Source organism: Aeromonas sp. ASNIH4 (genome assembly GCF_002934425.1).
Lineage (GTDB): Bacteria > Pseudomonadota > Gammaproteobacteria > Enterobacterales > Aeromonadaceae > Aeromonas > Aeromonas hydrophila.
Map to the genome: position 1 here is coordinate 2,553,089 of NZ_CP026217.1, position 26,690 is coordinate 2,579,778.

Sequence of the window (26,690 nt, forward strand, 5' to 3'; positions counted from 1 at the left end):
TACCTCGAAGTCACTATACCTGTTTAAGAAAACTCGATGAGTTCAGCATGAACCCGAAAAACCACTGGATGACCGGCTTGAACTCGGGCACCAGCTTGGACGCCACCCACCAGTCGCTCTGGGAGAGGTTGGTGAAGGTATCCATGAAAAAAAGCAGGGCACTGACGATCAGTACCCCGCGAATAGCGCCAAAACAGATGCCAAGCACCCGATCGGTGCCGGACAGCCCCGTCTTGTCCACCAGCAGTCCCACCACGTAGTTCACCACGCTGCCGAGGATCAGGGTCGCCACGAACAGGGCGGCGATGGCCAGGCCGTTGCGCACCAGCGGGTCGCTGAAGGAGGTGAAGTAGATGGCGAGATCCGAATAGAAATGGCTGGCGATGAAGAAGGCGACGAACCAGGTGACAAGGGACATGGCCTCCTTGACGAAGCCGCGCACCAGGCTGATGAGAGCAGAAAAACCGACGATGCCGATGATGGCGTAATCAATCCAGACCATAGAAAAAGATGTCCTGCGAAATTGCGGCGCAGTCTAACAAAAACGATTGCGCATTGCTTGATAAAAATGTGTTAACGGTTCAAACAGGCGGCGAACCAGCGCATTCACGGCCCATTGAAACGGTTGACCGACGCCAGAATGCACAACGCCATGGCATGCCATGGCGTTGTCGTCTGCAATGAGCGCTTACCCGATGTGGGTCAGGCCGCCCATGTAGGATTGCAGCGCCGCCGGGATGGCGATGCGGCCGTCTTCCTGCTGGTAGTTCTCGATCACCGCCACCAGGGTGCGACCCACTGCCAGACCGGAGCCATTCAGGGTGTGCAGCAGCTGCGGCTTGCCATCGATGCGCACGCGAGCCTGCATGCGGCGCGCCTGGAAGTCGGTACAGTTAGAGACGGAGGAGATTTCGCGGTAGGTGTTCTGGGCCGGCAACCACACTTCCAGATCGTAGGTCTTGGCGGCGCAGAAACCCATGTCACCAGTGGAGAGCGCCATCACGCGATACGGCAGCTCCAGCAGTTGCAGCACCTTCTCGGCGTGACCCGCCATCTCTTCCAGCGCTTCCCAGGAGCTCGAAGGGTGCACCAGCTGGACCATCTCGACCTTGTCGAACTGGTGCATGCGGATGAGGCCACGGGTATCACGACCGTAGGAGCCGGCTTCGGAACGGAAGCAGGGGCTGTGGGCGGTCATCTTGATGGGCAGTTCCTGCTCGTCGAAGATCTCGTCGCGGGCCATGTTGGTGAGCGGCACTTCGGAGGTCGGGATCAGGGAGAACTTGCGAACCTTGCCCTCTTCTTCCCCTTCGCCGTCGATGCCGGTATTGAACAGGTCCTGAGAGAACTTCGGCAGCTGGCCGGTACCGTACAGGCTGTCCGGGTTGACCAGATAGGGCACGTAGCACTCGGTGTAGCCGTGCTGCAGGGTGTGCAGATCCAGCATGAACTGGGCCAGGGCACGGTGCAGACGGGCAATCTGGCCCTTCATCACCACGAAGCGGGAGCCGGAGAGCTTGACGCCATTCTTGAAGTCAACGCCCTTGGCCGCTTCACCCAGATCGATGTGATCGCGTACCGGGAAGCTGAACTCGCGCGGGGTGCCCCAGCGGCGCACTTCCACGTTGTCGTTCTCGTCACGGCCAACCGGGGTGGTGTCGCTCGGCAGGTTGGGGATGGCGTCCGCGATGACCTTCAGCTCGGCCAGCAGGGCATCCAGCTCGACCTTGCTGGTCTCGAGCTCTTCGTTGATCTTGGTGACCTCGGCCTTGAGCGGGGCAACATCTTCGCCGCGACGGGCAGCCTCACCGATGGATTTGGAGCGGGCGTTGCGCTCGGCCTGCAGCTCCTGGGTACGGGACTGCAGATCCTTGCGTTTCTCTTCCAGAGCATTGACAGCCGCTACGTCCAGAACGTAGCCACGTGTCGCCAGACGAGCGGCAGCTTCGGCGATATCGCTGCGCAGATATTTGGGATCCAGCATGGTTTACCTACTTTTTTAAAATGGGATCTGGGCCTGAGTCATCATGACGGGCTGGAAAACAGATCCGGAAGTTAACATCGGTTGGCGCACCCCTGTCGTCTTTCAGAATCGGGCCTATGGTGAGCAGGCCTTCGAAATCAAGAAGATGGCACCAGGCCAAGACAAGCGGGGTCAGAGGGCCAGTGTATCAGACCGCCCCCCCGCCCGAACAGGGACTATTGCGCCCGTTTTGCCCTGTTTTCCGGGGGATGACGACCTGGATCAAATCGGCTGACCAATTAACGCGCAACCCGGCAAGGCAGACCCGGGAGAGGCTCGCTACCAGCCGCCATTGCATCACTATTTGTCCCGTTGCCGCGGGCTCTGCCGATCCAGCTCATGCAGATAGTCGAGCTTCTGGGCTATCTGCTTCTCCAGCCCACGCTCGGTGGGCTGATAGTACTGCTTGCCGGCCAGCTCGGGCGGGAAGTACTGCTCGCCGGCGGCATAGGCACCTGGCTCGTCGTGGGCGTAACGGTACTCGGCGCCATAGCCCAGCTCGCTCATCAGCTTGGTCGGTGCGTTGCGCAGGTGCGGCGGCACCTCGAAATCCGGCAGGTTCTTGGCATCGTGAAGCGCCGCCTTCCAGGCGGTGTAGACCGCATTGCTCTTGGGCGCGCAGGCGAGATAGACGATCGCCTGGGCGATGGCCCGCTCCCCTTCCGCCGGTCCGATGCGGTGGAAACAATCCCAGGCCGAGAGCGCCACCTGCATGGCACGGGGGTCAGCATTGCCCACATCCTCGGAGGCAATCGCCAGCAGCCGGCGCGCAATATAGAGCGGATCGCAACCGGCGCTCACCATGCGGGCATACCAGTAGAGCGCCGCATCCGGCGCCGAGCCGCGAATGGACTTGTGCACCGCCGAGATGAGGTCGTAGAAGTGATCGCCCCCCTTGTCGAAGCGCGCCACGTGCTCCCCCACCACGGCGGCCAGCAGGGTGCTGTCGATAAGCTTCTGGCCGCTGCCGTCGGGCTCGGCCATGTCGGCCAGCAGCTCCAGGTAGTTGAGGGACTTGCGCCCATCCCCATCCACCGCCTTGGCCAGCGCTTCCTTCACCCCGGGGGCGAAGGTCAGCGCCGGATCATTGAGCCCGCGAGCGTCCTGCATCGCCTGATCGATCAGGGTGAGGATGTCCTCCTCCTCCAGTCGCTTGAGCAGATAGACCCTGGCTCGGGAGAGCAGCGCGTTGTTGAGTTCGAACGAGGGGTTTTCGGTGGTGGCGCCGATGAAGGTGATGGTGCCGTCTTCGATGTGAGGCAGGAACACGTCCTGCTGGCTCTTGTTGAAACGGTGCACCTCGTCCACGAACAGGATGGTACGCACCCCGCGCCAGCTGTTCTCCTTGGCCTTGTCGATGGCGGCGCGGATCTCCTTGATACCGGAGGTGACCGCCGAGAGCCGCTCGACCTCGGCCTGGCAGTAGTGCGCCATCAGCTCGGCCAGCGTGGTCTTGCCGGTGCCGGGAGGCCCCCACAGGATCATGGAGTGGCAATGGCCGGCCAGGATCGCTTTGCGCAGGGGCTTGTCAGGCCCCAGGATATGTTGCTGACCGATGTATTGCTCGAGGGTTTGCGGCCGCATCCGGGCCGCCAGCGGACGAAAGTCCGACGAGAAATCCAGCGACAAGTTGCTCATCTGTATTGACCGTTCAGTATCACGCACACCGCCATGGAAAAACGGGCCGACGAGACATCCAACAAGAGGTTACTCATCAGTATTGACCCCAGCGTCATGCCCGTCGCCGTTGGCAGACGGACCGACCAGAAATCCAGCGACCGCCTACTCATCAGCGCTGATCGTCCAGCGCGACCCCCTTCGGGATCTTGAAGACAAATTCGTTGCCCTTGAGCACCGGCTTGCGGTTGAAGTTGCTCAGGGTGAACTCGCTCCACTGGCCCTGGGCCTCTTTCACGTCGAAGCGGCTGATGTTGTTCTGCCTGTCGAAGGTGATGCGGAAGGAGGCGATCAGCTCGTCCTGATTGCGACTGGTGACGGTGTAGACGTCCCCTTCCTGGGTCACGTCATAGTTCTTCCAGAGGCTGTTGTCGTTGCCGGCGATCAGCACGAAGGGGGTGTTGAGCACGGCATCCTTCATCTTGAGGGCGGTCACCTGCTCGACGAAGGGATCATAGACCCAGACATCCTTGCCATCGGCCACGATCAGGCTCTCGTCCGGCGAGGTGGTGTGCCAGTTGAAGCGATTGGGGCGCTGCACCAGCAGATCGCCGCCGGCACGCTGCAGCTCCTTGCCCTTGCTGTCATAGACGGTCTGGGCAAACTTGGCGGAGAAGAGGCTCACCCCCGCCAGCTTCTGCTTGAGATCGCTGGCCGCATCGGCCCACACCTGGCTGCTGGCAACCAGCAGCACAGTGCCCATCAACAGTTGTTTTTTCATCATGCTTTTCATAACGGCTATCTCGATAAAAGGCCACGCCCGCAGGGGGCATGGCCAGGATGATAGAGGGGTGAGGCTTAGTCCCGTACCGGTGGCGGGGCCAGCACGTCGCGCTGACCATTGCCGCCCGGGGCGCTGACGATGCCCTGGTTTTCCATCTGCTCGATGAGACGGGCCGCCCGGTTGTAACCGATCTTGAACTTGCGCTGCACGCTGGAGGTCGAGCCGCGGCGCGACTCCACCACGAAGGCCACCGCCTCGTCGAACAGGGGGTCGAGCTCTTCGTCGTCACCACCGCCATATTCGCCGCTGCCGCCCTCGCCGCCGGATTCACCGGAGAGGATCTCCTCGATGTAGTTCGGCTCGCCGCGCAGTTTCCAGTCCGCAACCACCTTGTGCACCTCGTGGTCATCGACAAAGGCACCGTGCACCCGGGTCGGGTTGGAGGTACCGGCCGGCATGTAGAGCATGTCGCCCATGCCGAGCAGGGATTCGGCGCCGCCCTGATCGATGATGGTACGGGAGTCGATCTTGCTCGACACCTGGAACGAGATACGGGTCGGGATGTTGGCCTTGATGAGACCGGTAATGACATCCACCGACGGACGCTGGGTCGCCAGGATCAGGTGGATACCGGCCGCCCGCGCCTTCTGGGCGATACGGGCGATCAGCTCCTCCACCTTCTTGCCGACGATCATCATCATGTCGGCAAACTCGTCCACCACCACGACTATATGGGGCAGCTTTTCCAGCTCAGGCGGCATCTGATCCATGGAGTCGCCTGGACGCCACAGCGGATCCAGCAGGGGTTCTCCCTCCTCGATGGCCGCCAGCACCTTGTCGTTGTAGCCCTTGAGGTTGCGCACCCCGACCGCCGACATCAGCTTGTAGCGACGCTCCATCTCGCCCACGCACCAGCGCAGGGCGTTGGCGGCGTCCTTCATGTCGGTCACCACCTCGGTCAGCAGATGGGGGATCCCCTCGTAGACCGACAGCTCCAGCATCTTGGGGTCGATCATGATGAAGCGCAGATCGTCCGGCGTCGACTTGTAGAGCATGGAGATGATCATGGTGTTCACCCCCACCGACTTACCGGAGCCGGTGGTACCGGCCACCAGCAGGTGGGGCATCTTGGCGAGGTTCACCACCACGGGTTCGCCGGCAATGTCCTGACCCAGCCCCATGGTGAGCGGGTTGCGGCTGCCCGAGAACGCCTCGCAGTCGAGGGTCTCGCGCAGGTAGACGGTCTGACGCACCCTGTTGGGCAGCTCGATCCCGACGAACGTCTTGCCCGGGATCACTTCCACCACCCGCACGCTGCTGGCCGACAGAGAGCGGGCCAGATCGCGGGAGAGGTTGGTGATCTTGCTCGCCTTCATGCCAGGCGCCAGATCCAGCTCGAAACGGGTGATGACGGGGCCTGGATAGACACCCACCACCTTGGCCTGCACGTTGTAGTCGGCCAGTTTCGCCTCCACCAGTCGGCCCATGCGCTCCAGCTCGTCCTTGCTCATCATCTGGGTCTTGGCGGGCGGACGGTCCAGCAGCTCGATGCTGGGCAAGGGTGGCAGCCCAGGTTGCAGGCGGCGCTTGGGCTTGCCGGGCGTGGGAGCCGCCGGTGCTGGCGCCTCCTCATCTCCTTCCGCCCAGGGCAGATCCAGATCATCGTCCTCGTCATCGGCCGTGACCAGGGCTGGCTGACGACGAGCGCCGTTGGTGGCTGCTCGCTTGGCCTTGGCCACGGGGGCCGGCTCGTCATCTTCATCGTCAAACTGCGGATCGAACTGGAAGGTATCCTCATCAAGCTCGGGCAGCCACTCATCGGACTTGGCCTTCTGGCTCTTGGTTGCGGCTTTTTCCTTGGGACGACGGGTCCAGCTGGAGTGCGGTTCATCTTCCTCGTCATCGAGTTCGATGGCCCCCACGCCCCCTTCCAGCAAGGGATCCGGCCCCTCAACGCGCGGCTGGCGCCAGCCACCGGTCAGCCAGCGGCCAAGGGTGGTGGGAAAATGGTAAACGGCGCTGACCGAACCGGTGCAGGCGGCCCCGATCCGCTCGACGATGGTCAGCCAGGACCAGCCGGTGAACAGGGTGATGCCGGTGGCCACGAAGCAGAGCAGCATCAGGTTGGCACCGACCCCGCCAAACAGCGGCACCACGGCGGAGGAGATCACGTCCCCCACCAGGCCGCCGGCGGAAAAATTCTGCAGATCATTGAAGTTCATGCTGGCAATGGCGGACATGCCGAGCACGGTCAGCACGAAGCCGACGATGCGCACCGACAGGGTGAGGTAATCCACATCAAGCAGCCGGCTTGGACGCCAGAACAGGCTCCAGCCCAGCAGGACGACCAGGGGGGGAACCAGATAGGAAAACGCCCCGAAGGTAAACATGGTGATGTCGGCGAGCCAGGCCCCCGCGCTGCCGGCGAGGTTTTTCACCTCCCCTTGCCAGGAGGTCTGGGACCAACCGGGATCGGCGGGGTGGTAGGACAACAGGGCAAGCAAGAGATAGGCAGCCATCAGGGTGATGGCGATCAAGACGGCTTCGAAGATCCGTTGTGTACCTGATAAAGGAGTAAACAGCTTTTTATCGGCCAAACTCCGGCTCCTTTCTGAAAACATGTAATGCAGGGGGATAAGGGGGCCTAGTATCCCTGAAAAGCCCACCGGTTGTCAGCCCGTGCCTGGCGTGGCGGCCATATTCACAACCGACTCGATAAGAAGAAACGAGCGGACCGGCCGCTCGTTTCTGAATGTCGTGACTTGTCGCAAGGCTGGCAAGCCACAGCATAACCCGACTCAACGGGTGCTGATCACCAGACGACTGCTCTGTTTGACCTCTTCCATCACCACATAGGTGCGAGTGTCGTTGACACCGGGCAGACGCAGCAGGGTTTCCCCCAGCAGACGGCGATAGGCCGACATGTCGCTGACTCGGGTCTTGAGCAGATAGTCGAAATCGCCGGAGACCAGATGGCACTCTTGGATCTCCTCGAGCACCTGAACAGCCTTGTTGAACTGTTCAAACACATCGGGGGCACCGCGATTGAGGGTAATTTCCACGAATACCAGCAGAGACGCGTCCAGATAATGAGGGTTCAGAATGGCGGCATACCCTTCGATATACCCTTGTCGCTCGAGGCGACGAACCCGTTCCAGACACGGTGTAGGACTCAGGCCAACTCGTTTGGACAACTCAACGTTCGAAATTCTGCCATCCTTTTGCAGCTCATTCAGAATGTTGCGGTCAATCCTGTCCAAATCCTTTAGCCGACTCTTAGCTTCCATCATTTATTCCATCCTTTGGCTATTTTTTGGTAAGAATCACCAGTCATTTTATAATTATGGTCACAAATCCTGTCAATACCTGAATATGCAAGGCGCAAATGTTGCCAAACTAGCTTGCAACATAAACCACCAATCGATAGTCGAGGGATAGCATGATTATCGGTGTACCTAAAGAAATAAAAAACCATGAATACCGCGTAGGCATGGCTGTGGCCAGTGTACGTGAACTGACAGCACGAAACCATACTGTTTTCGCCCAAAGCGGCGCAGGAAGCGGCATTGATTCAGGTGGTGCAGATTATCGCGCTGCCACTGCCGCTATTTTGTCCTGCATTGCAGCAATTTTCACCGCGGCCAGCGTATCCATCAGACTCAAAACATAACGGCTCCCCCTCCCTGCGTCTTCATCGCAACTGCCCGGCAATGATTTGGTATTCGCCCTGTACGATAACTGGGGTCGCCATCATGAATGTGCCCATCGGGGGAGCGGCCACCCCAGCGAGATCCCCCCTCATGTCAATGCGCAGCCTGATTAGCTGCCCCCCGCACTAATGAGGCAACCATGGCCTGAGGCGCTGTGCTGCAAAGCAGTCTGCAGCGAGGGCCACTGCGCCAAAACTTGTCAATCGCGCCTATATCGCCGCCACACCAGCGGACAGGATCAGCCGGGCGGGCAGCGCCCGCAGGCAAACGCGGCTGCCAACGCCCTTCCCCACCTTAGCAATAGGAATGCGCGCCACGTTCGGGAAGCGCCAGCGGATACCAAGCGCCACCTCTCACATCACCATGGCGAGAGAGCCATTGTGCTCCTTATCAAGGCGCGCCACGCCCGGTTGAAGAGCCTTCCGCGACAGGGCATGTTTTCAGATCTTTCTTACCCTCCTCCCACCCCGCCAGCCGATTGATGCAATCGACTCACTGGCCTTTGACCCCTTATCACGAATTACCTACAATCGCGCAAACTCATCACGTCTCGGAAATCACATCATGAGCCAAGTCACTCATAGCAAACTGCTGATCCTGGGGTCAGGCCCGGCGGGTTACACTGCCGCCGTCTATGCCGCCCGTGCCAACCTCAATCCGCTGCTCATCACTGGCATGCAGCAAGGCGGTCAGCTGACTACCACCACCGAAGTGGAGAACTGGCCCGGTGACCCCGAGGGTCTGACCGGTCCGGTCCTGATGGAGCGCATGAAAGAGCATGCGGAGAAGTTCGACACCCGCATCCTGTTCGATCACATCAATGAAGTGCAGCTGACCCAGCGTCCGTTCCGTCTCAAGGGCGACAACGGTGAATACACCTGTGACGCGCTGATCATCGCCACCGGTGCCTCCGCCAAGTATCTGGGCCTGCCTTCCGAAGAGGCCTTCAAGGGCCGCGGCGTCTCCGCCTGCGCCACCTGTGACGGCTTCTTCTATCGCAATCAGGAAGTCGCCGTGGTCGGCGGCGGCAACACCGCCGTGGAAGAGGCGCTCTATCTGGCCAACATCGCCAAGAAGGTGCACCTCATTCACCGTCGCGACGAGTTCCGCGCCGAGAAGATCCTGATCAAGCGTCTGCACGACAAGGTGGCCAGCGGCAATATCGTGCTGCACACCCACCAGACTCTGGACGAAGTGCTGGGCGACGACATGGGGGTGACCGGCGTGCGTCTGCGCAACACCCAGAACGACACCACCACCGACCTACCACTGATGGGCGTCTTCATCGCCATCGGTCACCAGCCCAATACCCAGATCTTCGCCGACCAGCTGGATATGCAGAACGGCTATCTGAAGGTGCGTGGCGGCCTCGACGGCTTCGCCACCCAGACCAGCATCGAAGGGGTATTTGCCGCCGGTGATGTGGCTGACCACACCTACCGCCAGGCCATCACCTCGGCCGGCACCGGCTGTATGGCCGCCCTCGATGCCGAGCGCTATCTGGACGCGCAATAAGCACAAGGGATATAAAAGGTTCATCGCGGCTTTCCGGGGAAGGCCGCCTTGATTTTCAGAAAAAAGTATTCTGAGTCCCTAAATCCATATGCCATACGCTTTATCACTTTGATCTTGTTGTTCACCCCTTCCAGCACACTCGTGTGCATCGGGTAGTTTGCACTCGCCAGGATCCCCCGCATATATTTCGATAAATTTCGACCAAATCGTTGCAGCGGCGCTAGCCCGCTTTCCTTCACCTGCCGCATCCAGCTCCGCCATCGTCGCCATCCTTCCCACACGCTCGGCGCATACCAGATGCCCTTCAACCCCTCTTTCAGCACGTACACCATCGCCAGCGGTTGATTCGCCGCCAACAGCTCCTGCAACTTCACATCCTGTTTTTCACTCAACTTCGCCCGATTACGTAGCAGCAACCAACGCGCACTTTTGACCACTTTTCGCGCCGGTTTATCGCTTTTCAGTGCATTCGCCTGCTCCACTCGCACCCGGTCCACCACCTCTCGGCCATAGCGAGCCACCACGTGGAACAGGTCGTAGACCACCTCCGCCTGCGGGCAGTGTTGCTTCACCTCCAGGTCGAACGCCGTGTTCATGTCCATCGCCACCGCTTCAATCTGCTGGCATCGCTCGCCGAGCTGCTCGAAGAAGGGACGGATAGCGGCCCGGCTGTTGCCGTGCCCCACCCACAGGACGCGGGTTCGCTCGGCATCCATGATCACGGTGGCATAGCGGTGTCCCTTGTGCAGGGCAAACTCATCCATCACCAGCCGCCGCACCTCCCCAAGTTCGATGGTGCCCACACTGGTCTGCAAACGGCGCTTGTCGATCTCCTTGATGGTGTGCCAACCGACCCCGGTGAGCTGGCTGACATGGCGGATGGGGAGGTACTGAACGAGCGCTTCAATCCAGCACTGCATGCGCCGGGTGAGGCGGGAGCCAGAGGGGAGCCAGTCGATATGTTCACTGACGCGACCACAGCGCAGACAGTCGACGCGGCGAACAGGCAGTTGTAACCAGACTTGTCGGTCAAATAGGTCTCGCTCACGCACCCGGCGGATACGTTGGTCGTGGATCAATGGCGTGGGTTGCAGGCATCGGCGACAACGGGGCAAGAAGTCGGCGCGAGGCTCAAGGGTAAACAGGGTGTGATGGTTGGCAGAAAGCGCTTGGGCGATGACGGTATAACCTGGCCAGAAGGAGGCAATATCAATATGATGCACGGCGACAGCAGGGTGATGGTGGTGGTGTGTTTGGAGACAGCCAGTTTACCAGCACCCTGTCTGTCAACTTCCACTTCCCCAAGATCCCGCGAAGAACCATATAAAAGGCATGCCGCGAGGCATGCCTTTTTACTTTAAGGAGCCGGATGAAACAGAAAATATTGATAGTCGAGGACAGTCTGACCATTCGACGGATGCTGATCCAGGCCATTGCCCAGCAAACCGGGCTGGAGATCGATGCATTCGATACCCTGGAGGGTGCCCGCCACTGTCGGGGAGAAGAGTACGTGGTGGCTCTGGTGGATCTGACCCTGCCGGATGCCCCCAGCGGGGAAGCGGTCAAGGTATTGCTGGAGCGAGGCTTGCCGGTGGTGATCCTCACTGCCGATATCAGCGAGGAGAAGCGCGCAGCCTGGCTGGAGGCTGGGGTGCTGGACTATGTGATGAAGGATTCACGCCACTCCCTGCAATACGCCGTCAGCCTGGTTCATCGCCTCTACCTCAACCAGCGCATTGAAGTGCTGGTGGTCGATGATTCACGCACCTCCCGCCACCGCACCATGGCCCAGTTGCGCAAGCAGCTGCTGCAGGTGCATGAGGCGAGCCACGCCCGCGAGGCCCTGGCCCAGCTCGAACAGAACCCGGCCATTCGGCTGGTACTGGTCGACTACTACATGCCAGAAATTGACGGGATCAGCCTGGTGCGCATGCTGCGCGAGCGTTACAGCAAGCAGCAGCTCGCCATCATCGGCATCTCGGTGTCGGACAAGCGCGGCCTCTCCGCCCGCTACCTCAAGCAGGGCGCCAACGACTTCCTCAACCAACCGTTCGAACCGGAAGAGCTGCAATGCCGGGTCAGCCACAACCTGGAAGCGCTGGAGCAGTTCAACAGCATCCAGGAGTCGGCCAATCGCGACTACCTGACCGGGCTCTACAACCGGCGCTACTGGTTCAATGAAGGACAGAAATGGTTCGAGGAACACCAGCGTCAGGAGACGCCGCTTGCGCTGTGCGTGCTCGATGTGGATCACTTCAAGCAGGTGAACGATCACTGGGGTCATGCCATCGGCGATCAGCTGCTCTGCCACCTCACCCGGCTGCTCACCCAGTTCTTCCCCGATGCCATGATCGCCCGTTTCGGTGGCGAGGAGTTTGCCCTGATGGTGCCCCACTGCACCGTGCCGGTGCTGCTCAAACGGCTGGAGGGGCTGCGCCAGCAGATGCGCCAGCAACCGCTGTCCAGGGAGACGCCGCTGTTTGTACGCGCCAGTTTCGGCGTGATCAAGGTCGGGCGCGGTTCCATGGACGAGGCACTGAGCGAGGCGGATCGCCTGCTCTATCAGGCAAAGAACACCGGCCGTGACAAGATAGTGTCGCAGGACTCATCGGCCTGACGTTACCTCGCCAGATGTTCTCCGTGTAGTACCCGCCCGACAGCTTGCCCAGCCGGCAGCGTGTCGGGTCACTTCTCCCCCCTTGATGACCGCCTGAGCCAGCGCCTGCTTCAATAGGTCTTGTCGACCCGCACGCCATCGTCGAAATAGAGGATGCGCACCTTGTCGCCGTTCATGAACACCATGGCCGGATCGTAATCCTGAATGACGTTCACCAGCCCGTTTTGCTCGTTGCGAATAAGCAGCTCTACCAGCTTGTTCTCCACCACGCTGCCGCCCGATTGATACTGCTGCGCCGCGGCCGCCCCCGCCAATGCGCCGACCGCAGTAGCGATTTCACGGCCATGACCGCCACCAAACTGGTTGCCAAGCAGACCGCCCAGGACGGCGCCCCCCAGGGTTTTCCAGCCGGAGTGTTCTGATTCCAGAATTTGGCGCTGGGTGATGTTGCGCACCGTCTCGACCTGGCCAAACACCACCTGATTCACGGGTCTTGCCGTATTGCGCTCGTAGACCTGCGCCCAGGCGGGCGCAGTGACAAAGCAAAACAAGCTGGATACTATCAGGATAATGGCCTTCATCTATGAACCTCGTTACCTTATGTCTCGCTATCTTACCCAATTGGATGATGAGCTGTGCTGGTTTCCCGACCCCGAGCATGCCCTGGAGGAACCCAACGGCCTGCTGGCGATCGGCGGGGATCTCTCCCCTGCCCGCTTGCTGGCAGCTTACCACAAGGGGATCTTCCCGTGGAATGAACCCCACCAGCCGCTGCTGTGGTGGTCACCTGATCCCAGAGGCGTCATCCGGCCTGAACAGCTGCACATCGGTCGCACCCTGCGCAAATTTATCCGTGGTACCTCATTCGATATTTCCATCGATCGCGCCTTTAATGAGGTTATAGCGGCCTGCGCCGCGCCCCGTCGCAGTGCCAGTGGAACCTGGATTAGCACACCCATGATCGACGCCTATCGACAATTGCACCGCCTTGGCCATGCCCACTCCATCGAGATCTGGCAGGAGGGCCAGTTGCAAGCCGGCCTCTATGGTCTCTCCCTCGGCCGGGTGTTCTGCGGCGAGTCCATGTTCAGTCGTATCGACAACGGCGCCAAACTGGCCATGGTGGCCCTCTGCCGGCACTTCGCCCGCCATGATGGCGCCTTGATCGATTGCCAGATGCAGAACGATTTTTTGGCCACCCTGGGAATAGAAGAGTGGCCGAGACGCCAATTTTTGACGACGCTGGCACAACTGAGCCGACAACCGCTGGCGGCCAATTGCTGGCAAACGGGGAGCATTCTGTTATGACCGAAGAAGTGATCCTCAAGGTAGGACTGACCCCGAAGCACCAATGCAGCTATCTGGGTCATGAGCAGGAGCAATTGCTGGTGTTGATGGATCACAGCCTGCTCAATGCCAGCGGCTACGAACGGCTGCTGACGGCCGGCTTTCGGCGCAGCGGCAACGACATTTATCGTCCCCACTGCCCGGCCTGCAATGCCTGCCAGTCCCTGCGCATCCACAGCGAGCACTTCGTGCCAAGCCGCAGCCAGAAGCGGATCCGCCAGCTCAATCAGGATATCGAACTGGTACTCAGCTACGACGACAAGCCAGAGTACTACCAGCTCTATGAGCGCTACATTCGCGAACGCCATCATGACGGCAGCATGTATCCCCCCAGCCGCACCCAGTACAAGGGCTTCCTGCACTGTGACTGGATGCCGCCCCTCTATCTGGAAATGCGCAAGGATAACCGGCTGATCGGGGTCGCTACCACGGATCTGCTGCCCCATTCCCTCAGCGCCATGTACACCTTTTTCGACCCGGCCCATGCCGATCGTTCCCTCGGTACCTTCGCCATTCTGAGTCAACTGGAACTGGCCAGAAGAACCGGCCGCAGCTGGCTATATCTGGGCTATCTGGTGGAGGAGTGCCGCAAGATGAATTACAAGCGCCAGTATCTGCCCCATGAACGGTTGATACAGGGGGAATGGAAAAATATCGACAGCAAGCCCGAGTAAACTTTACACATAGCCTTAAATCCGGCATGATCCAGCAGATTTTTTGTTGTGGCTTATCAAGAGGATTCAATGGCTAAAGAAGACAGTATTGAGATGCAGGGCACTATTCTCGAAACCCTGCCCAATACCATGTTCCGTGTGGAACTGGAGAATGGTCACGTGGTTATCGCTCATATTTCCGGCAAGATGCGCAAAAACTACATCCGTATCCTGACTGGGGACAAAGTAACGGTAGCTCTGACTCCGTACGATCTCTCCAAGGGACGTATTGTTTTCCGCTCTCGCTAAGCCAGGAATTCAGCAAAAAACCCCAACCTTCCGGTTGGGGTTTTTTGTGGTTTTCCAACAGCGCCAGGCTTAGTGGGAAACAGCTTCAACATTGACCTGATAGTCAAAGCTGAGGCTGTCATTTATCAACTCAACCTTCACTACCCCCCCATCGACCAAAGATCCGAACAGGATCTCATTGGCAAGGGGTTTCTTGAGGTGTTCCTGGATGACCCGCCCCATGGGTCTTGCTCCCATGGCCCTGTCATATCCCTTCTCGGCCAACCAGTGGCGGACACCCTCGGACACTTCAAGAGACACACCCTTGGCATCCAGTTGTACCTGCAACTCGACGATGAACTTGTCGACCACCTGATGTATCACCTGCATATCCAGATGGTTGAACCAGATGGTGTGATCGAGCCGGTTGCGAAACTCCGGGCTGAACGTCTTGTTGATCACCGCCATGGCATCGTGGCTCATATCCTGTTGCTGGAAGCCGATGGATTTGCGCTGGGTCTCCTGCACGCCGGCGTTGGTGGTCATCACCAGGATCACGTTGCGAAAATCCGCCTTGCGCCCGTTGTTGTCGGTCAGGGTGCCGTTGTCCATCACCTGCAGCAGCAAGTTGAACACATCCGGGTGCGCTTTTTCGATCTCGTCCAGCAGCACCACTGAGTGCGGATGCTTGAGTACCGAGTCGGTCAGGAGTCCACCCTGCTCAAAGCCCACATAGCCGGGAGGTGCCCCGATCAGGCGAGAGACGGTGTGGCGTTCCATGTACTCCGACATGTCAAAACGCAGCACCTCGACGCCGAGCGCCTTGCCCAACTGCTGAGTGACCTCGGTCTTGCCCACCCCAGTCGGGCCGGCAAACAGGAAGCAACCCACCGGGCGACGCTCATTGCCCAAGCCCGAACGTGACAAACGAATGGAATCGGTCAGCACCTCGATGGCTTTGTCCTGACCAAATACCACCATCTTGAGATTGCGCTCCAGATTCTTCAGCACTTCCTTGTCGGAAGAGGAGACTGATTTCTCCGGGATGCGGGCAATCTTGGCAACAATGGCTTCGATCTCCTGCACATTGATCACTTTCTTGCGCTTGCTCGCCGGCAGCAGCCGTTGCCCGGCGCCGGCCTCGTCAATCACGTCGATCGCCTTGTCAGGCAGATGGCGATCATTGATGTACTTGGCAGAGAGCTCCACCGCGGCGCGGATGGCCTTGACGGTATAACGTACCCCGTGGTGAGCCTCATAGCGGCTCTTGAGTCCCATCAGGATGCGGGTGGTATCATCCACGCTGGGCTCGACGATATCGATCTTCTGGAAACGACGCGCCAGAGCACGGTCCTTCTCAAAGATCTGGGAATATTCCTGATAGGTGGTGGAGCCGACACAACGCAGCAAACCATTGGAGAGCAGCGGCTTGATGAGGTTGGCCGCATCCAGCTGACCACCGGAGGCCGCCCCTGCCCCTATGATGGTGTGGATCTCGTCGATGAACAGGATCGCCCCTTCCTGGCGCTCGATCTGCTTGAGCAGCACCTTGAGGCGCTTCTCGAAATCGCCGCGATACTTGGTTCCCGCCAGCAGCGAGCCCATGTCCAGGGAATAAATGGTGCTGCCCGCAATCACCTCGGGCACATCGCCCTTGACGATACGATAGGCCAGCCCTTCGGCGATGGCCGTCTTGCCTACCCCGGCTTCACCAACCAGCAAGGGGTTGTTCTTGCGACGGCGGCAGAGCACCTGGATGGTACGGTTAAGTTCCTGATCCCGCCCGATGAGCGGATCGATACGCCCTTCCAGCACCAGCTGATTGAGGTTGGTGGCAAAGCTTTCTATCTGGGCGGCAGACACATCGTCGTCGGACTCGGCATTGTTGTTGCTGTTGTCCGGCTTACTGTCTTTGCGCACGCCATGGGAGAGGAAGTTGACCACGTCCAGCCGGCTGATCTCGGCTTTTTTCAGGAAGTAAGCGGCCTGGGACTCCTGCTCGCTGAAAATGGCAACCAGCACGTTGGCACCACTGACTTCCGTGTTGCCCGATGATTGGACATGAAACACGGCGCGTTGCAGCACCCGCTGGAAGCCCAGTGTGGGCTGGGTTTCACGATCTTCATCGTCACGGGGAATTAGTGGGGTTGTTTGACTGATGAATGCGCTGATCTCTTTGCGCATCAGCTCCACGTCAGCACCACAAGAACTCAGCGCCTCATGGGCTGAGCTGTTATCCAGCAGGGCTAACAACAGGTGCTCGACAGTCATGAATTCGTGGCGCTCGTCACGGGCCAGTTTGAAAGCCTCGTTCAGCGTCTTTTCTAGATCTTTATTCAACATAGGCACCTCCCCTAGTACAGCAACAATGTGGTGTCGTCATCGCCATCAAGTCATCAGATTCAAGCCTTTTCCATGGTACACAGCAGTGGATGTTCGTTGTTACGTGCATAGGTGTTGACCTGGACCACTTTGGTTTCGGCAATCTCGGCGGTGAACGTGCCACAGACTCCCTTACCACTATAATGCACGCTCAGCATCACCTGAGTGGCCTTGTCCAAATCCATACCAAAGAACTTTTGCAGCACCTCCACCACGAACTCCATCGGTGTGTAGTCGTCGTTGTTCAAGACGACCTTGTACATGGGTGGCGGTTGCAGCTTGGTTTTCTCTGCTTCTGCAATCTCTTCATTAGCAAAGAGTTCTTTCTGCTTGCTCATAATCGCGCTTTGGTACCTCTAGATTACTACCGCCTAACACAAGATTGTCAATAGACTTGTTAACCAGATCACATCAGTTGTTAACAACTCCTTGACTCGCTCAAAAGTTAGACTAGATTGGTTACTTGCTAATCGGCGCCCGTCTGCTATGGGCTATGTTACTAGTTATAAAGGGCTGGCGCAGGTTACTCAACGACTTCAAGGTAATCAATAAAAGGATGTAGATGTATGGCAACCGGAACAGTCAAGTGGTTTAACAACGCAAAAGGATTTGGGTTTATCTGTCCGGAAGGAGGCGGTGAAGATATCTTCGCCCACTACTCCACGATACAAATGGAAGGCTACAAGACGTTGAAAGCAGGTCAAGCAGTCAACTTTGAACTGCAACAGGGGCCGAAAGGCAATCACGCCTCTGTCATTGTGCCAAACGAAGCACAGAACATGTAAGAGTCGAACTGGATAAATAAAAAAACCGGCAAGCCGCAAGGTTGCCGGTTTTTTTATTGCTGCGATTTACAGGAGAAGTTCGTTCCCCCGAGCAGACTACAAGGAGATCATTGCGCGTTGTCGTGATAGTCCTGACAGGCGCTCAGGGTATTTTCCATCAGGCTGGCAACCGTCATGGGGCCAACCCCACCCGGTACAGGCGTGATGAAGGAGGCATGATTGCGAGCGGTCTCAAACTCAACGTCACCGACCAAAGAGCCGTCTGCCAATCGATTGATGCCCACGTCGATCACCAGCGCCCCCGGTTTGACCCACTCACCCGGAATGAAGTTGGGTTTGCCAACCGCCACCACCAGCAGGTCGGCACGGCGAACCTGATCTTCCAGATCCTGGGTGAAACGGTGACAGGTGGTGGTAGTACAACCTGCCAGCAGCAGCTCCAGCGTCATTGGCCGGCCGACGATGTTGGATGCCCCGACTACTACCGCATGCAAACCGTGCGTTTTAACACCAGTCGCTTCAATCAGCGTCATGATGCCTTTGGGCGTACAGGGGCGCAGTGCCGGAATACGCTGTGCCAGCCGACCCACGTTGTAAGGATGGAAACCATCCACGTCCTTGTCGGGGCGAATACGCTCCAATACCTGGGTCGTATCGCAGTGAGCTGGCAAAGGGAGCTGCACCAGAATACCGTCAACGTCTGCGTCTTCATTCAGCTTATCGATCAGTGCCAGCAACTCTTCCTGGCTCGCCGTCGCATCCAGATCGTAAGAGCGGGAGATAAAGCCCACCTCTTCACAGGCGCGCCGTTTGCTGCCGACATAGACCTGCGAGGCAGGATCCACCCCGACCAAGATCACCGCCAAGCCCGGCGCCCGTTTTCCTTGTGCCAACCGCTGTTGGACTTGCGCTGCGACCTGATTGCGAATCGTTTGCGCAACCTGTTTTCCATCAATGATTTTGGCAGACATCGTTCTTCACTCACCATGTGTTCAACTGCCGCGCATTGTCGCATTTTTTTGCCACGGGTGTTAGCGGCTCTCGCATGGAGGGCAATAAGTAGGCATTTGAATTCATTGGTGGAAAAATTCGTTGACGCTGGCTTTCCCGCTTGGGTATGATGCCGGCCCGTTGCCCAGTACAGCCGCTGTCGCTATGCTGGAAACGAGATTTTCGGTGATTAGCGCAGCCCGGTAGCGCATCTGGTTTGGGACCAGAGGGTCAAAGGTTCGAATCCTTTATCACCGACCAGGTTTTTCGACATGCCGCCAGGCTTGTCGAGGCAATGCGCCCTTAGCTCAGTTGGATAGAGCAACGGCCTTCTAAGCCGTGGGTCGCAGGTTCGAATCCTGCAGGGCGCGCCATTGATGACATGCATTTCTCCGATGCACGCATTAATGGATATTTTCAGTGGTGGCTGTAGCTCAGTTGGTAGAGTCCCGGATTGTGATTCCGGTTGTCGTGGGTTCGAGCCCCATCAGCCACCCCATTATCTCCTTTCAGAAAACATCCAATCTTATCTATTTCAATCCAGTAGACATAAACAGTCTCCCAATGTTATGACCGTTACTGAAAAAAGCCCGCAACTGGTCGCACAAGTGACACTCTAAAAGGCATCAACATTGATGATGACGGTTGCCAGTAACCCGTACCAGACCTTGTGGGTATCAAAGGGAGAACAACTTGGCATGAATCGATGGGGATTGATATAGTAAGACTTGGAGCGTTATTCGGAATGCTACTCAAGCAGCGGCCACATCTGAGCAGAATAATAGAAAAACACCCCCTCCTACCACATATTCAAGAAAATTCTGAATTTGATACCGAAAGAAGAGCACACTAAAGCCGCATAAAAAGATACCGGTTTGAGATCCGCGTCTGGTAGTAAGTAGAGCTGTAAAGAAATACTAACTAAAGGTTTCTTACATTGGATTGATAGATATCTCTATTTCATTGACTACCTCAGAACCAGAGAATTTCATCAGGTAGTTATCACTTATATATGCAAAAGCACCATCTTTCTTGGACACAGGCACACCATATACTTTTATGACATCAAGCATCTTGCTTCCTACATAGATTCCTCTACTACTAAACCCAACATCTTTCTTAAGAATGACTTTAGTTATTCTATAATCATCAAAGTCTCTTTTTAGTTTATTATAGTCAAGATTTGATGACTCTATATATATGAAGCCAAAGTCATGAGGATAAAATTTATAATCTACGCCATCAATATTTTTAAATTCATCGACAAAACTATTTTCACTATCCATTTCAGTGAGCCCATTAAAGGCCTCGATAATTTCACTGTAATCACCACCAACTTTTATGTCATAACCATTGAAGTGGATGGAAAAGTCACTTCTTTGTACATTTAAATGTTCAAGTAGTCTTTCTTTTTTGGTGATACGAGCTGAATCAACCCACCCTGTATGAGCTTCACCTTTTCGATCTAAATAACTAACATATTGAAATCCATTGTATGATGCATATGAAATTGCCTTGTCCCCATTAATAATGAATTTTTTAGACTTACACTTATCAAGAGGAAGGTCATTAAAAAAAGTACGACCTTTCGCTCTGATGACAATATTTGACACATCATAAAAAACTTCCTCATTCTTCTGTGCTTCATTAAATCTTATGTTTTCACATGCTGTTATCTCACTAAATGGATAAAGAAAAAAGACGGCACAGAGAATACTTTTCATTAATTATTCCTAACATAAAGAAGATATTTATGGTCGACGTTATAAAACTGATGTAAATTAAAGAGATATTCAATTGTATTAGTATTTCTTTTGCCTTGAAATTTTCATAAAAATAACCACACACTGATAAAATACAGAATGCAAGTGGATAGCATTTATTAATAAATCACTTTTCAAATATCACATTGCTAAAAAAGCATTTTAGCCACCATATAACTGATGGCTATCTTTCCTCCACTTTTACAAGAATGCCTTTGAGTTTATATTCTGGGGAATGCTTGTAAACGCTGAGGAAAAATGAAAAGACACCAGCCTGAGGCCGGTGCCAGGTGACGCACAGTCTACTAAAGGAAAAAACCACTTTAGGAAAAAACCATGTCACACATCTATTTTACGTTATTTATAAAAGCCACCATATTAATTATCACTTTTTCTTTGTAAATGATCATGTTGTTCAAAACATTTTCGCAACTTACTCTTTATTAACTCATTATATTTCAGCTTTATCTTATCCTCAAGGTAAGCAGATGTATTCCATAATGAGGCATCAGAATAAATATATGAAGCCCATCCAATACTACCACTGCCATCAGTATCATAATTTAACTGCATACTGACTTCTTTACCATTATCAGAGTCTATAACAACATTTACATCTTTAGCCGCAACATATATAAAGTCATAATTACTACTACGTACTGCATCTGCCAAATAATCATAACATTGCGAGTTATCACTAGCAATTGCGGCATTAGAAAAAATAATAATTAAATATAATATTCTCATTTTTCACCCTTTAGTGAGTTACTTATTTTTGGATTTATTTTTGATATATAATCCCTATATGTCTTCTGAATATTAGCATCAGACGCATTGTGCCAACGAGCCCAATTTCCATTATGTTTCTTAATATAAAAGACCTTATATTCCATGGCGGCAACAACAGAAGGAAACTTAATAAATGTTTTTTTTCTGTCTGTCACTTGAATATTCCCACCAGAACCACTCTTGCCTTTGTTTTCAAACGCGCTCCAAGTTCCAATAGGCATATACGACGGATTTTTTTCAAAGAAAGTCTTATCCCAACCATAGTAGGGCTGGTTTCCAAATGCTTCCATTCCACCTGTACCACAATTTTTATATTGAAGTGATTTAAAATGTCCTGTTTCATCACGATACATTCGTTCAATAACTACAGCCATATCATAACCATATTTATTAAATATAATCCGCAATGCATCCTCTGCATCAGCATAGGTAAATAAATTACCACTTCTTTGACTCAAAACTGAGATTTCAAATAAAGAAAAAGGATGCAAATGCCATACTTTAGGACCTTCTACCCTATGATTCATTAATCTATGCATCCACCCAGTACTTTCAACACGGTCAACTTCATGGCTAATAAGTGCCGGTAGTTCGGTAACCTCACTAAATATGCTTTTAAATCGCTCCATCATAACTGTTGAAGTTGGTGCCCACCACTCGCTGCTATGCTTCACCACCATCCCTTTAACTCGATCATAGTTCTCTATGCTATCGACAGCATTCTCCAACTTTTTAACCGTAAGATCATTATCTTTCAACTCTTTATCATCTGAAGCATGACGATACAGGTTCAGGAAAAATGGGGGGATTTTAGCAGGATCCAAGGCACCATCACTATCAGAGCCATCAATCAGCGTGAAGCCTTTATCCTTCCACTCTTTGCTACTAACTACTGCCTCTGCTCGTGGATCATCACTAAACAGCTCAATGTGGACCATGTGCTTGCTCGACATTCCCCCTTCGGTAGAAGTTGGCGCTTCGTACATTCCTAGATAGCCAATAGTCTCGCCAGCACGAATTGGTACTGGTGTTGGCAATTCATACAGCTTACCCAAGTGAGTAGGCTCTTGGCGCTTAATCTCAATATTCTCTTCTTCTACACATAACCAAACAGGGCGACCAAGAGGCTGTACGACACAACGAGCCATTCGCCGCGCTCTACCGCGAACTTCCTGCCACTCGCACCTGTGTGCATCAAAGCTGATCAGACTTCCGGCTGGTACACTAAAAACACTTTCACCAGCTACATAATGTCCTGTTTTCCCTTTTTGAGCTTGGGGGTCGGCACGACCAACCATATCTTCTTTCACACGAGCTTCTATTTTGTCATATACCCACATAGGTCTAACAATGTTGCCAACTTTCTCTATCGCGCTTGGGTCTTGTGCCATCCAAAGGCTATCCATTCCTTTTGTGGCCAAGACCTCTTTGCTACTAGCACCATTACTCAGTACCTTTATACGAGCAAATTCGAACTCCCCTTGACCTGTTACATAACCACGTTGTGCAGTAACACCTTCGACAAGTTCGAATTCCTCTCCCGCTTTCAAGGTTAGTGCGGGAGGTTGGTAATCATGATTCGGTATACTATGACGCACCCGCCATCCCTTTTTTAACCGATAGCGGCTGTTTTTCGGCCATTTATCCCAAGGACATAAATGCATATATAGTGTGTAATAGGTAAACCCATTATCTTCTGTACTCCCCCCCTTTTCAGAACTGCTCTCCTTCTGCGTAGAACCTTTATTTCCCTCTGCTGACTTGGGTTGTTTGAAATGATGACGAACCAAGCAAAAAGAGTTGGAATAGCGATATTCCTGCCCTTTAAAACTGCTGGCAAGATAGTCAGGCATCATTCGAAAAGCTACAACCTCACCATCAGCCATACAGCGAACAGGATAAATATCTTTGACCCAAGGAGCTTTTTTATCACTAATATGGATGCCACCATGCCAAGTGTTTAGGCCCAATAGATAATTAGCTTCACTTCCTAAAATTGAAGCTAACGATTTGGCATCCTTAAACTCCTTTCCATCAGCTTGGGTAATAGGTAAACAAGGGGAAGCGATGGGTTTAACATCTATAGGATTGCTATTGCTAGTCGCATCTTTATTAGCCCACCACTCTTGAGGATTAACAATTTTCCCAGAAGAATCTTTTATCTGATAATGAATATGCATTGCATATTGATCTATCTTTTGTGGCCCTCTCCCCCCCATCTTGCCAATCTGGGTAACCCCAGCTTTGACCGACTCACCCTCTTTTACATTTTGTGAGAAAAGGTGAAGAATTTCATGACTAAAACCTTTTTTGTCCAGGATTTTTACTGTACCAAAAGAACCGCCAGAAAATATCACTTTCCCGTCAACAGGAGAAAATGCAGCGGGATGTTCCATATTAATTCCGGACTGACCGCCTATATAATTAAAATCCACTCCTTTATGCGGCCCTGACACCCTTTTTTCACCGAAGGGAGCAGTAATATGTGCTTTCTTCCCACCACAAGGAGGCAAAATAAAATTCATGGCAATGTCAAAAGACATATATCATCCCCACCTACATAGAATAGTCAGTTATTTTTACAAGATACCAACACCGATTTTTTGGAGAAAAAGACAAAGATATTTGATAGCCAGAATCATTCCCTTTCACAACCACTTCTAATTTTTTTTTGTCGACATAAATCTCTCTCTCCCCTTCATAGCCTTTACTATTTACAATAGGGAAATCTGAAAATTTTAAAAGTCGAGATTCTTTTACCTCTTTGACGTCATCATCTTGCTCTTGATAGAAAACAGTCTCAACGGGGCTTACTGTATATTCAAATTGGACTTTGACATCATTTATAAACACCCGAGAAAAACCATCAAAACTATCTGCGGGGCAAGATGCCGCAACACATCGTGAGGAAATGAAAAAAAAGGTAAAGAGCTTAAATATTAGCGAAGTTTTCATACAGACCCTGAACCTCAAAATTAAAATGCTAAATCATTAAAAAATTGTAACTTTATCGCCCTGAAAAACTGACTTTGGCCATGTTTTTCTCTTCTTTCAAGAGCGCCTCCATCGCCTTCTCGGTGGGGATAGCCTTGATCAGCTCGACCAGCTCTGGAGCCTTGACTACTTCTACCCCCTTGGGCACCACGGGTGCCTTGCCACCCCAGCCAGAGCCTGAACCTGCGCTGCCGCCAGCATTGAGTTTGATGGCGGGGCCGACCAGCTTGATGCCGCTCGGGTCCACTTTGACAAAGCTGCCGCCTCCCTTGAGGGTGATCTCGGAACCCGCCTCCAGCACCAGCTTGTCGCCCACCTTGATATGCACTTCCTGACCGGCTTCCACCAGCAGGGACTGCCCCAGCTTTTGATGCAGACTGGCATCCACCGTCAGCGAGTAGTCGGCTTTTATCTGGTCACGCTTCTCGCCCTCCACCGTCAGGTGATCGTTGGCCTTGATGCGGGTCACCCGCTCATTGTCGATATCGGTGTGCTGGTCGTGCTTGATGTGCCAGGCGGCATCATTTTCGATAAGCACGTTCAGGTCTTTCTGACCGTGGATGTAAATCTCTTCCTGCCCCGCCTGGTCTTCAAAGCGCAGCTCGTTGAAGCCCTCACCCTGGTGGGTTTCGGTGCGCAGCACAGTGCGGGTCTTGTTGGCCGGCAGCTCGTACGGCGGCCGGTTGGTGGCATGATAGGTGCGGCCGGTGACGATGGGCTGGTCGGGGTCCCCCTCCAGAAAGCTCACGATGACCTCGTGGCCGATGCGCGGGATGGCCATCATGCCGTACTGGCCGCCGGCCCAGCCTTGCGAGACTCGCACCCAGCAGGAGCTCTGGTCGTTGCTCGAGCCGTAGCGGTCCCACGGGAATTGCAGCTTCACCCGGCCGTGCTCGTCGCAGTAAATCTCCTCCCCTTCGGGGCCCACCACCATGGCGATTTGTGGGCCATCCACCATCGGCTTGTGAGGGGCCTCCGGGCTGCCGATGCGTGCCCGCCAGGTGGTGCTCGCTTTCACCACCCCAAATTCGTTGTGATAGACGGTGGGGCCGCCGCCCCCCTCCTCTTCCAGCGCCTGCGGCTGCAAGCCGGTGTGCTGAATGCGCACAATTTGCCAGTCGGTGTTGAGGCTACCATTCGGGTGTTCGGTGAGTGAAAACGTCTGGCCCGGCAGCAAGGCGGCGCAGTTGGACTTAGCCTGGCCCGCCGCTGCGTCATTGCGAAGCGCATCCAGCCGGTGCTGGGCAAACGCCTTGCCGCTCGGGTCCTCTTTGTAGCGGCCCGGGAAATCGAAGTGCTGGTAGGTGTCGCGCTGGTGCTCCAGCTCAGCGCCCTGCTTTTTGTGGGAGAGGCCGTAAGCCGGGGTCTTGAAGCTGTAGTCCTTGAGCTCCACATCCGAGGGGCGCACCGCCTCACGGTAGTGGAACTGGCGCACATAGGGGCCTTGCTCGAGCGAGTGGTTGCCGAGATTGAAAAAGAGCTCGGGGCCGGCGGTCAGGGCCGCCGCGTCATCGGCAAACACGATGCGATGCTTGCCCGCTTCAAACTCGTGGAAGTAGAACATCCCCTCTTCCGCGGCGAGGCGGTTCACGAAATCGAGGTCGGTCTCGCGATACTGGACGCAGTACTCCCGCTTGGCGTGCTCGTTTTTCAGGGCAAACGCATAGTCGGTGATGCCGTGTTCTTGCAGCAGGATGGAGAGGATTTCATCGGGCTTTTGTGCCTGGAAGATGCGGGAGTTCTGGCGCAAAGAGAGCCGCCACAGCGCCGGCTGCACCAACAGCTGATAGCGGGTACGGCGAAAACCGCTGTCCCCTTGCGCGAAGTCACTGACCACTCCGCACACCCGACGCTGCAGCTCGCCGTTGTACCACACCAGCAGCTCGCACGGCTGGTCCAGCACGGCGCCAAAGTCGATGTCGGGCTGGGCACTTGCCAGCTCCAGGCGCAGGTTGAACGGCCGGTTGAGCGCCTCATCCAGTGCAAACTCGGCCAGCACGAAAGTGCTCTCGGGCAACGCCCCCACCTTGACGGTAAATTGTAATCCTGTGCTGTCTGCCATGAAGCGCTCCTTAACCTGCCTGTCCGCTGCCTGAGCCAATCACCACGCCGCCACAGCCGACGGCGGTACCGGTCACGGCGATGGGCTTGCCGTTGACCAGCACAGAGCCGACCCCGCCCGAGATGCTGCGCGGATGCGGTGGATTGTTGGGTTTGTCGTGGGGGGCCAGCGGATCACCCTGGCGGGCCACCGGTTTGCCATCGAGGAACACATCCGGGCTGGCGGCAATCACGGGTGATGGGTGGAAACCATCGTGGTCGGTACCGATGTCACCGAGCAATGCAATAGAAGGACACATCTGGATTCTCCGTGGGGCAACCATGGTGCAAGCGCAGCCTGGTGCAGAGACAGTTGGAACGGCGACCCAGCAG

24 protein-coding genes and 3 tRNA genes are annotated in these 26,690 nt (G+C 55.1%); 10 read left to right on the top strand and 17 right to left on the bottom strand.

Annotation, left to right across the window (positions count from 1 at the left end):
- Positions 1-13: 13 nt before the first annotated feature.
- From C2U40_RS11690 to lrp, 6 genes are all read right to left on the bottom strand, one after another.
- A complete protein-coding gene (locus tag C2U40_RS11690) occupies positions 14-502 on the bottom strand; it encodes a CvpA family protein (RefSeq protein WP_103828269.1) in 489 nt (162 codons plus the stop codon).
- 186 nt (positions 503-688) lie between these two features.
- Positions 689-1,984 (bottom strand): serine--tRNA ligase, encoded by a 1,296-nt coding sequence (gene serS, locus C2U40_RS11695; protein ID WP_039214580.1) that lies wholly within the window; start codon positions 1,982-1,984, stop codon positions 689-691.
- 339 nt (positions 1,985-2,323) lie between these two features.
- Positions 2,324-3,661 (bottom strand): replication-associated recombination protein A, encoded by a 1,338-nt coding sequence (locus C2U40_RS11705; protein WP_077095946.1) that lies wholly within the window; start codon positions 3,659-3,661, stop codon positions 2,324-2,326.
- Between the two features lie 151 nt (positions 3,662-3,812).
- On the bottom strand, positions 3,813-4,421 hold the full coding sequence (lolA, locus tag C2U40_RS11710) for an outer membrane lipoprotein chaperone LolA (protein ID WP_011705742.1): 609 nt from the start codon (positions 4,419-4,421) through the stop codon (positions 3,813-3,815).
- A gap of 77 nt (positions 4,422-4,498) precedes the next feature.
- Positions 4,499-7,021: a DNA translocase FtsK gene (locus C2U40_RS11715; protein WP_043163187.1), complete on the bottom strand. Its 2,523-nt coding sequence runs from the start codon at positions 7,019-7,021 to the stop codon at positions 4,499-4,501.
- Between the two features lie 201 nt (positions 7,022-7,222).
- Positions 7,223-7,714: a leucine-responsive transcriptional regulator Lrp gene (lrp, locus tag C2U40_RS11720; RefSeq protein WP_005300047.1), complete on the bottom strand. Its 492-nt coding sequence runs from the start codon at positions 7,712-7,714 to the stop codon at positions 7,223-7,225.
- 149 nt (positions 7,715-7,863) lie between these two features.
- Between lrp and C2U40_RS11725 the strand changes: the two genes are divergently transcribed.
- Positions 7,864-8,094: an alanine dehydrogenase gene (locus C2U40_RS11725; RefSeq protein WP_103828270.1), complete on the top strand. Its 231-nt coding sequence runs from the start codon at positions 7,864-7,866 to the stop codon at positions 8,092-8,094.
- Between the two features lie 604 nt (positions 8,095-8,698).
- Positions 8,699-9,649 carry a thioredoxin-disulfide reductase gene (trxB, locus tag C2U40_RS11730; protein WP_103828271.1) on the top strand — a complete coding sequence of 317 codons (951 nt, stop codon included), beginning with the start codon at positions 8,699-8,701 and terminating at the stop codon, positions 9,647-9,649.
- Between the two features lie 20 nt (positions 9,650-9,669).
- Here the strand turns inward: trxB and C2U40_RS11735 are convergent, their stop codons facing one another.
- Positions 9,670-10,872 carry an ISL3-like element ISAeme19 family transposase gene (locus C2U40_RS11735; RefSeq protein WP_081000878.1) on the bottom strand — a complete coding sequence of 401 codons (1,203 nt, stop codon included), beginning with the start codon at positions 10,870-10,872 and terminating at the stop codon, positions 9,670-9,672.
- 146 nt (positions 10,873-11,018) lie between these two features.
- On the opposite strand from C2U40_RS11735, the gene C2U40_RS11740 reads away from it, so the two are divergent.
- Positions 11,019-12,266, top strand: coding sequence for a response regulator (locus C2U40_RS11740; RefSeq protein WP_011705738.1), 1,248 nt, complete (start codon positions 11,019-11,021; stop codon positions 12,264-12,266).
- 110 nt (positions 12,267-12,376) lie between these two features.
- Here C2U40_RS11740 and C2U40_RS11745 read toward each other — a convergent pair whose 3' ends face one another.
- Positions 12,377-12,847 (bottom strand): glycine zipper 2TM domain-containing protein, encoded by a 471-nt coding sequence (locus C2U40_RS11745; RefSeq protein ID WP_016350454.1) that lies wholly within the window; start codon positions 12,845-12,847, stop codon positions 12,377-12,379.
- 19 nt (positions 12,848-12,866) lie between these two features.
- Here C2U40_RS11745 and aat point away from each other — a divergent pair, with 19 nt between their 5' ends.
- The 3 genes from aat to infA all read left to right on the top strand — a co-directional run bounded on the left by aat (position 12,867) and on the right by infA (position 14,575).
- Positions 12,867-13,574 carry a leucyl/phenylalanyl-tRNA--protein transferase gene (aat, locus tag C2U40_RS11750; RefSeq protein ID WP_029303253.1) on the top strand — a complete coding sequence of 236 codons (708 nt, stop codon included), beginning with the start codon at positions 12,867-12,869 and terminating at the stop codon, positions 13,572-13,574.
- Positions 13,571-14,287: an arginyltransferase gene (locus C2U40_RS11755; RefSeq protein ID WP_065477845.1), complete on the top strand. Its 717-nt coding sequence runs from the start codon at positions 13,571-13,573 to the stop codon at positions 14,285-14,287. Before aat ends, C2U40_RS11755 begins: the two co-directional genes overlap by 4 nt.
- A gap of 69 nt (positions 14,288-14,356) precedes the next feature.
- Positions 14,357-14,575, top strand: a complete 219-nt coding sequence (infA, locus tag C2U40_RS11760) for a translation initiation factor IF-1 (protein ID WP_005300033.1) — start codon at positions 14,357-14,359, stop codon at positions 14,573-14,575.
- 69 nt (positions 14,576-14,644) lie between these two features.
- Here the strand turns inward: infA and clpA are convergent, their stop codons facing one another.
- Together clpA and clpS are read right to left on the bottom strand one after the other, a co-directional pair.
- Complete coding sequence (clpA, locus tag C2U40_RS11765) at positions 14,645-16,897, bottom strand: ATP-dependent Clp protease ATP-binding subunit ClpA (RefSeq protein ID WP_016350452.1); 2,253 nt, start codon at positions 16,895-16,897, stop codon at positions 14,645-14,647.
- Positions 16,898-16,956: 59 nt separating this feature from the next.
- On the bottom strand, positions 16,957-17,274 hold the full coding sequence (gene clpS, locus C2U40_RS11770; protein ID WP_005300028.1) for an ATP-dependent Clp protease adapter ClpS: 318 nt from the start codon (positions 17,272-17,274) through the stop codon (positions 16,957-16,959).
- Between the two features lie 228 nt (positions 17,275-17,502).
- Between clpS and cspD the strand changes: the two genes are divergently transcribed.
- Positions 17,503-17,721, top strand: a complete 219-nt coding sequence (gene cspD / locus C2U40_RS11775; protein ID WP_005300025.1) for a cold shock-like protein CspD — start codon at positions 17,503-17,505, stop codon at positions 17,719-17,721.
- A 107-nt stretch (positions 17,722-17,828) separates the two neighbouring features.
- Here the strand turns inward: cspD and folD are convergent, their stop codons facing one another.
- Entirely contained in the window at positions 17,829-18,692 is an 864-nt protein-coding gene (folD, locus tag C2U40_RS11780) for a bifunctional methylenetetrahydrofolate dehydrogenase/methenyltetrahydrofolate cyclohydrolase FolD (protein WP_017411050.1), read from the bottom strand.
- A gap of 203 nt (positions 18,693-18,895) precedes the next feature.
- On the opposite strand from folD, the gene C2U40_RS11785 reads away from it, so the two are divergent.
- The 3 genes from C2U40_RS11785 to C2U40_RS11795 all read left to right on the top strand — a co-directional run bounded on the left by C2U40_RS11785 (position 18,896) and on the right by C2U40_RS11795 (position 19,210).
- Positions 18,896-18,972, top strand: a tRNA-Pro gene (locus C2U40_RS11785).
- 36 nt (positions 18,973-19,008) lie between these two features.
- Positions 19,009-19,085 (top strand) — tRNA-Arg (locus C2U40_RS11790).
- Between the two features lie 49 nt (positions 19,086-19,134).
- Positions 19,135-19,210 (top strand) — tRNA-His (locus C2U40_RS11795).
- Positions 19,211-19,643: 433 nt separating this feature from the next.
- On the opposite strand, the gene C2U40_RS26045 is transcribed toward C2U40_RS11795, so the two are convergent.
- From C2U40_RS26045 to C2U40_RS11815, 6 genes are all read right to left on the bottom strand, one after another.
- Entirely contained in the window at positions 19,644-20,435 is a 792-nt protein-coding gene (locus tag C2U40_RS26045) for a hypothetical protein (RefSeq protein WP_158656438.1), read from the bottom strand.
- 417 nt (positions 20,436-20,852) lie between these two features.
- Entirely contained in the window at positions 20,853-21,221 is a 369-nt protein-coding gene (locus tag C2U40_RS26050) for a hypothetical protein (RefSeq protein WP_158656439.1), read from the bottom strand.
- Entirely contained in the window at positions 21,218-23,806 is a 2,589-nt protein-coding gene (locus C2U40_RS11805) for a M23 family metallopeptidase (protein ID WP_103827142.1), read from the bottom strand. The genes C2U40_RS26050 and C2U40_RS11805 overlap by 4 nt, the downstream gene beginning before the upstream one ends.
- A gap of 13 nt (positions 23,807-23,819) precedes the next feature.
- A complete protein-coding gene (locus tag C2U40_RS26055; RefSeq protein WP_146054348.1) occupies positions 23,820-24,218 on the bottom strand; it encodes a hypothetical protein in 399 nt (132 codons plus the stop codon).
- Positions 24,219-24,270: 52 nt separating this feature from the next.
- Positions 24,271-26,319 carry a type VI secretion system Vgr family protein gene (gene tssI, locus C2U40_RS11810; protein WP_103827143.1) on the bottom strand — a complete coding sequence of 683 codons (2,049 nt, stop codon included), beginning with the start codon at positions 26,317-26,319 and terminating at the stop codon, positions 24,271-24,273.
- Positions 26,320-26,329: 10 nt separating this feature from the next.
- Positions 26,330-26,617 (bottom strand): type VI secretion system PAAR protein, encoded by a 288-nt coding sequence (locus C2U40_RS11815; protein WP_017411057.1) that lies wholly within the window; start codon positions 26,615-26,617, stop codon positions 26,330-26,332.
- Positions 26,618-26,690: the final 73 nt, after the last annotated feature.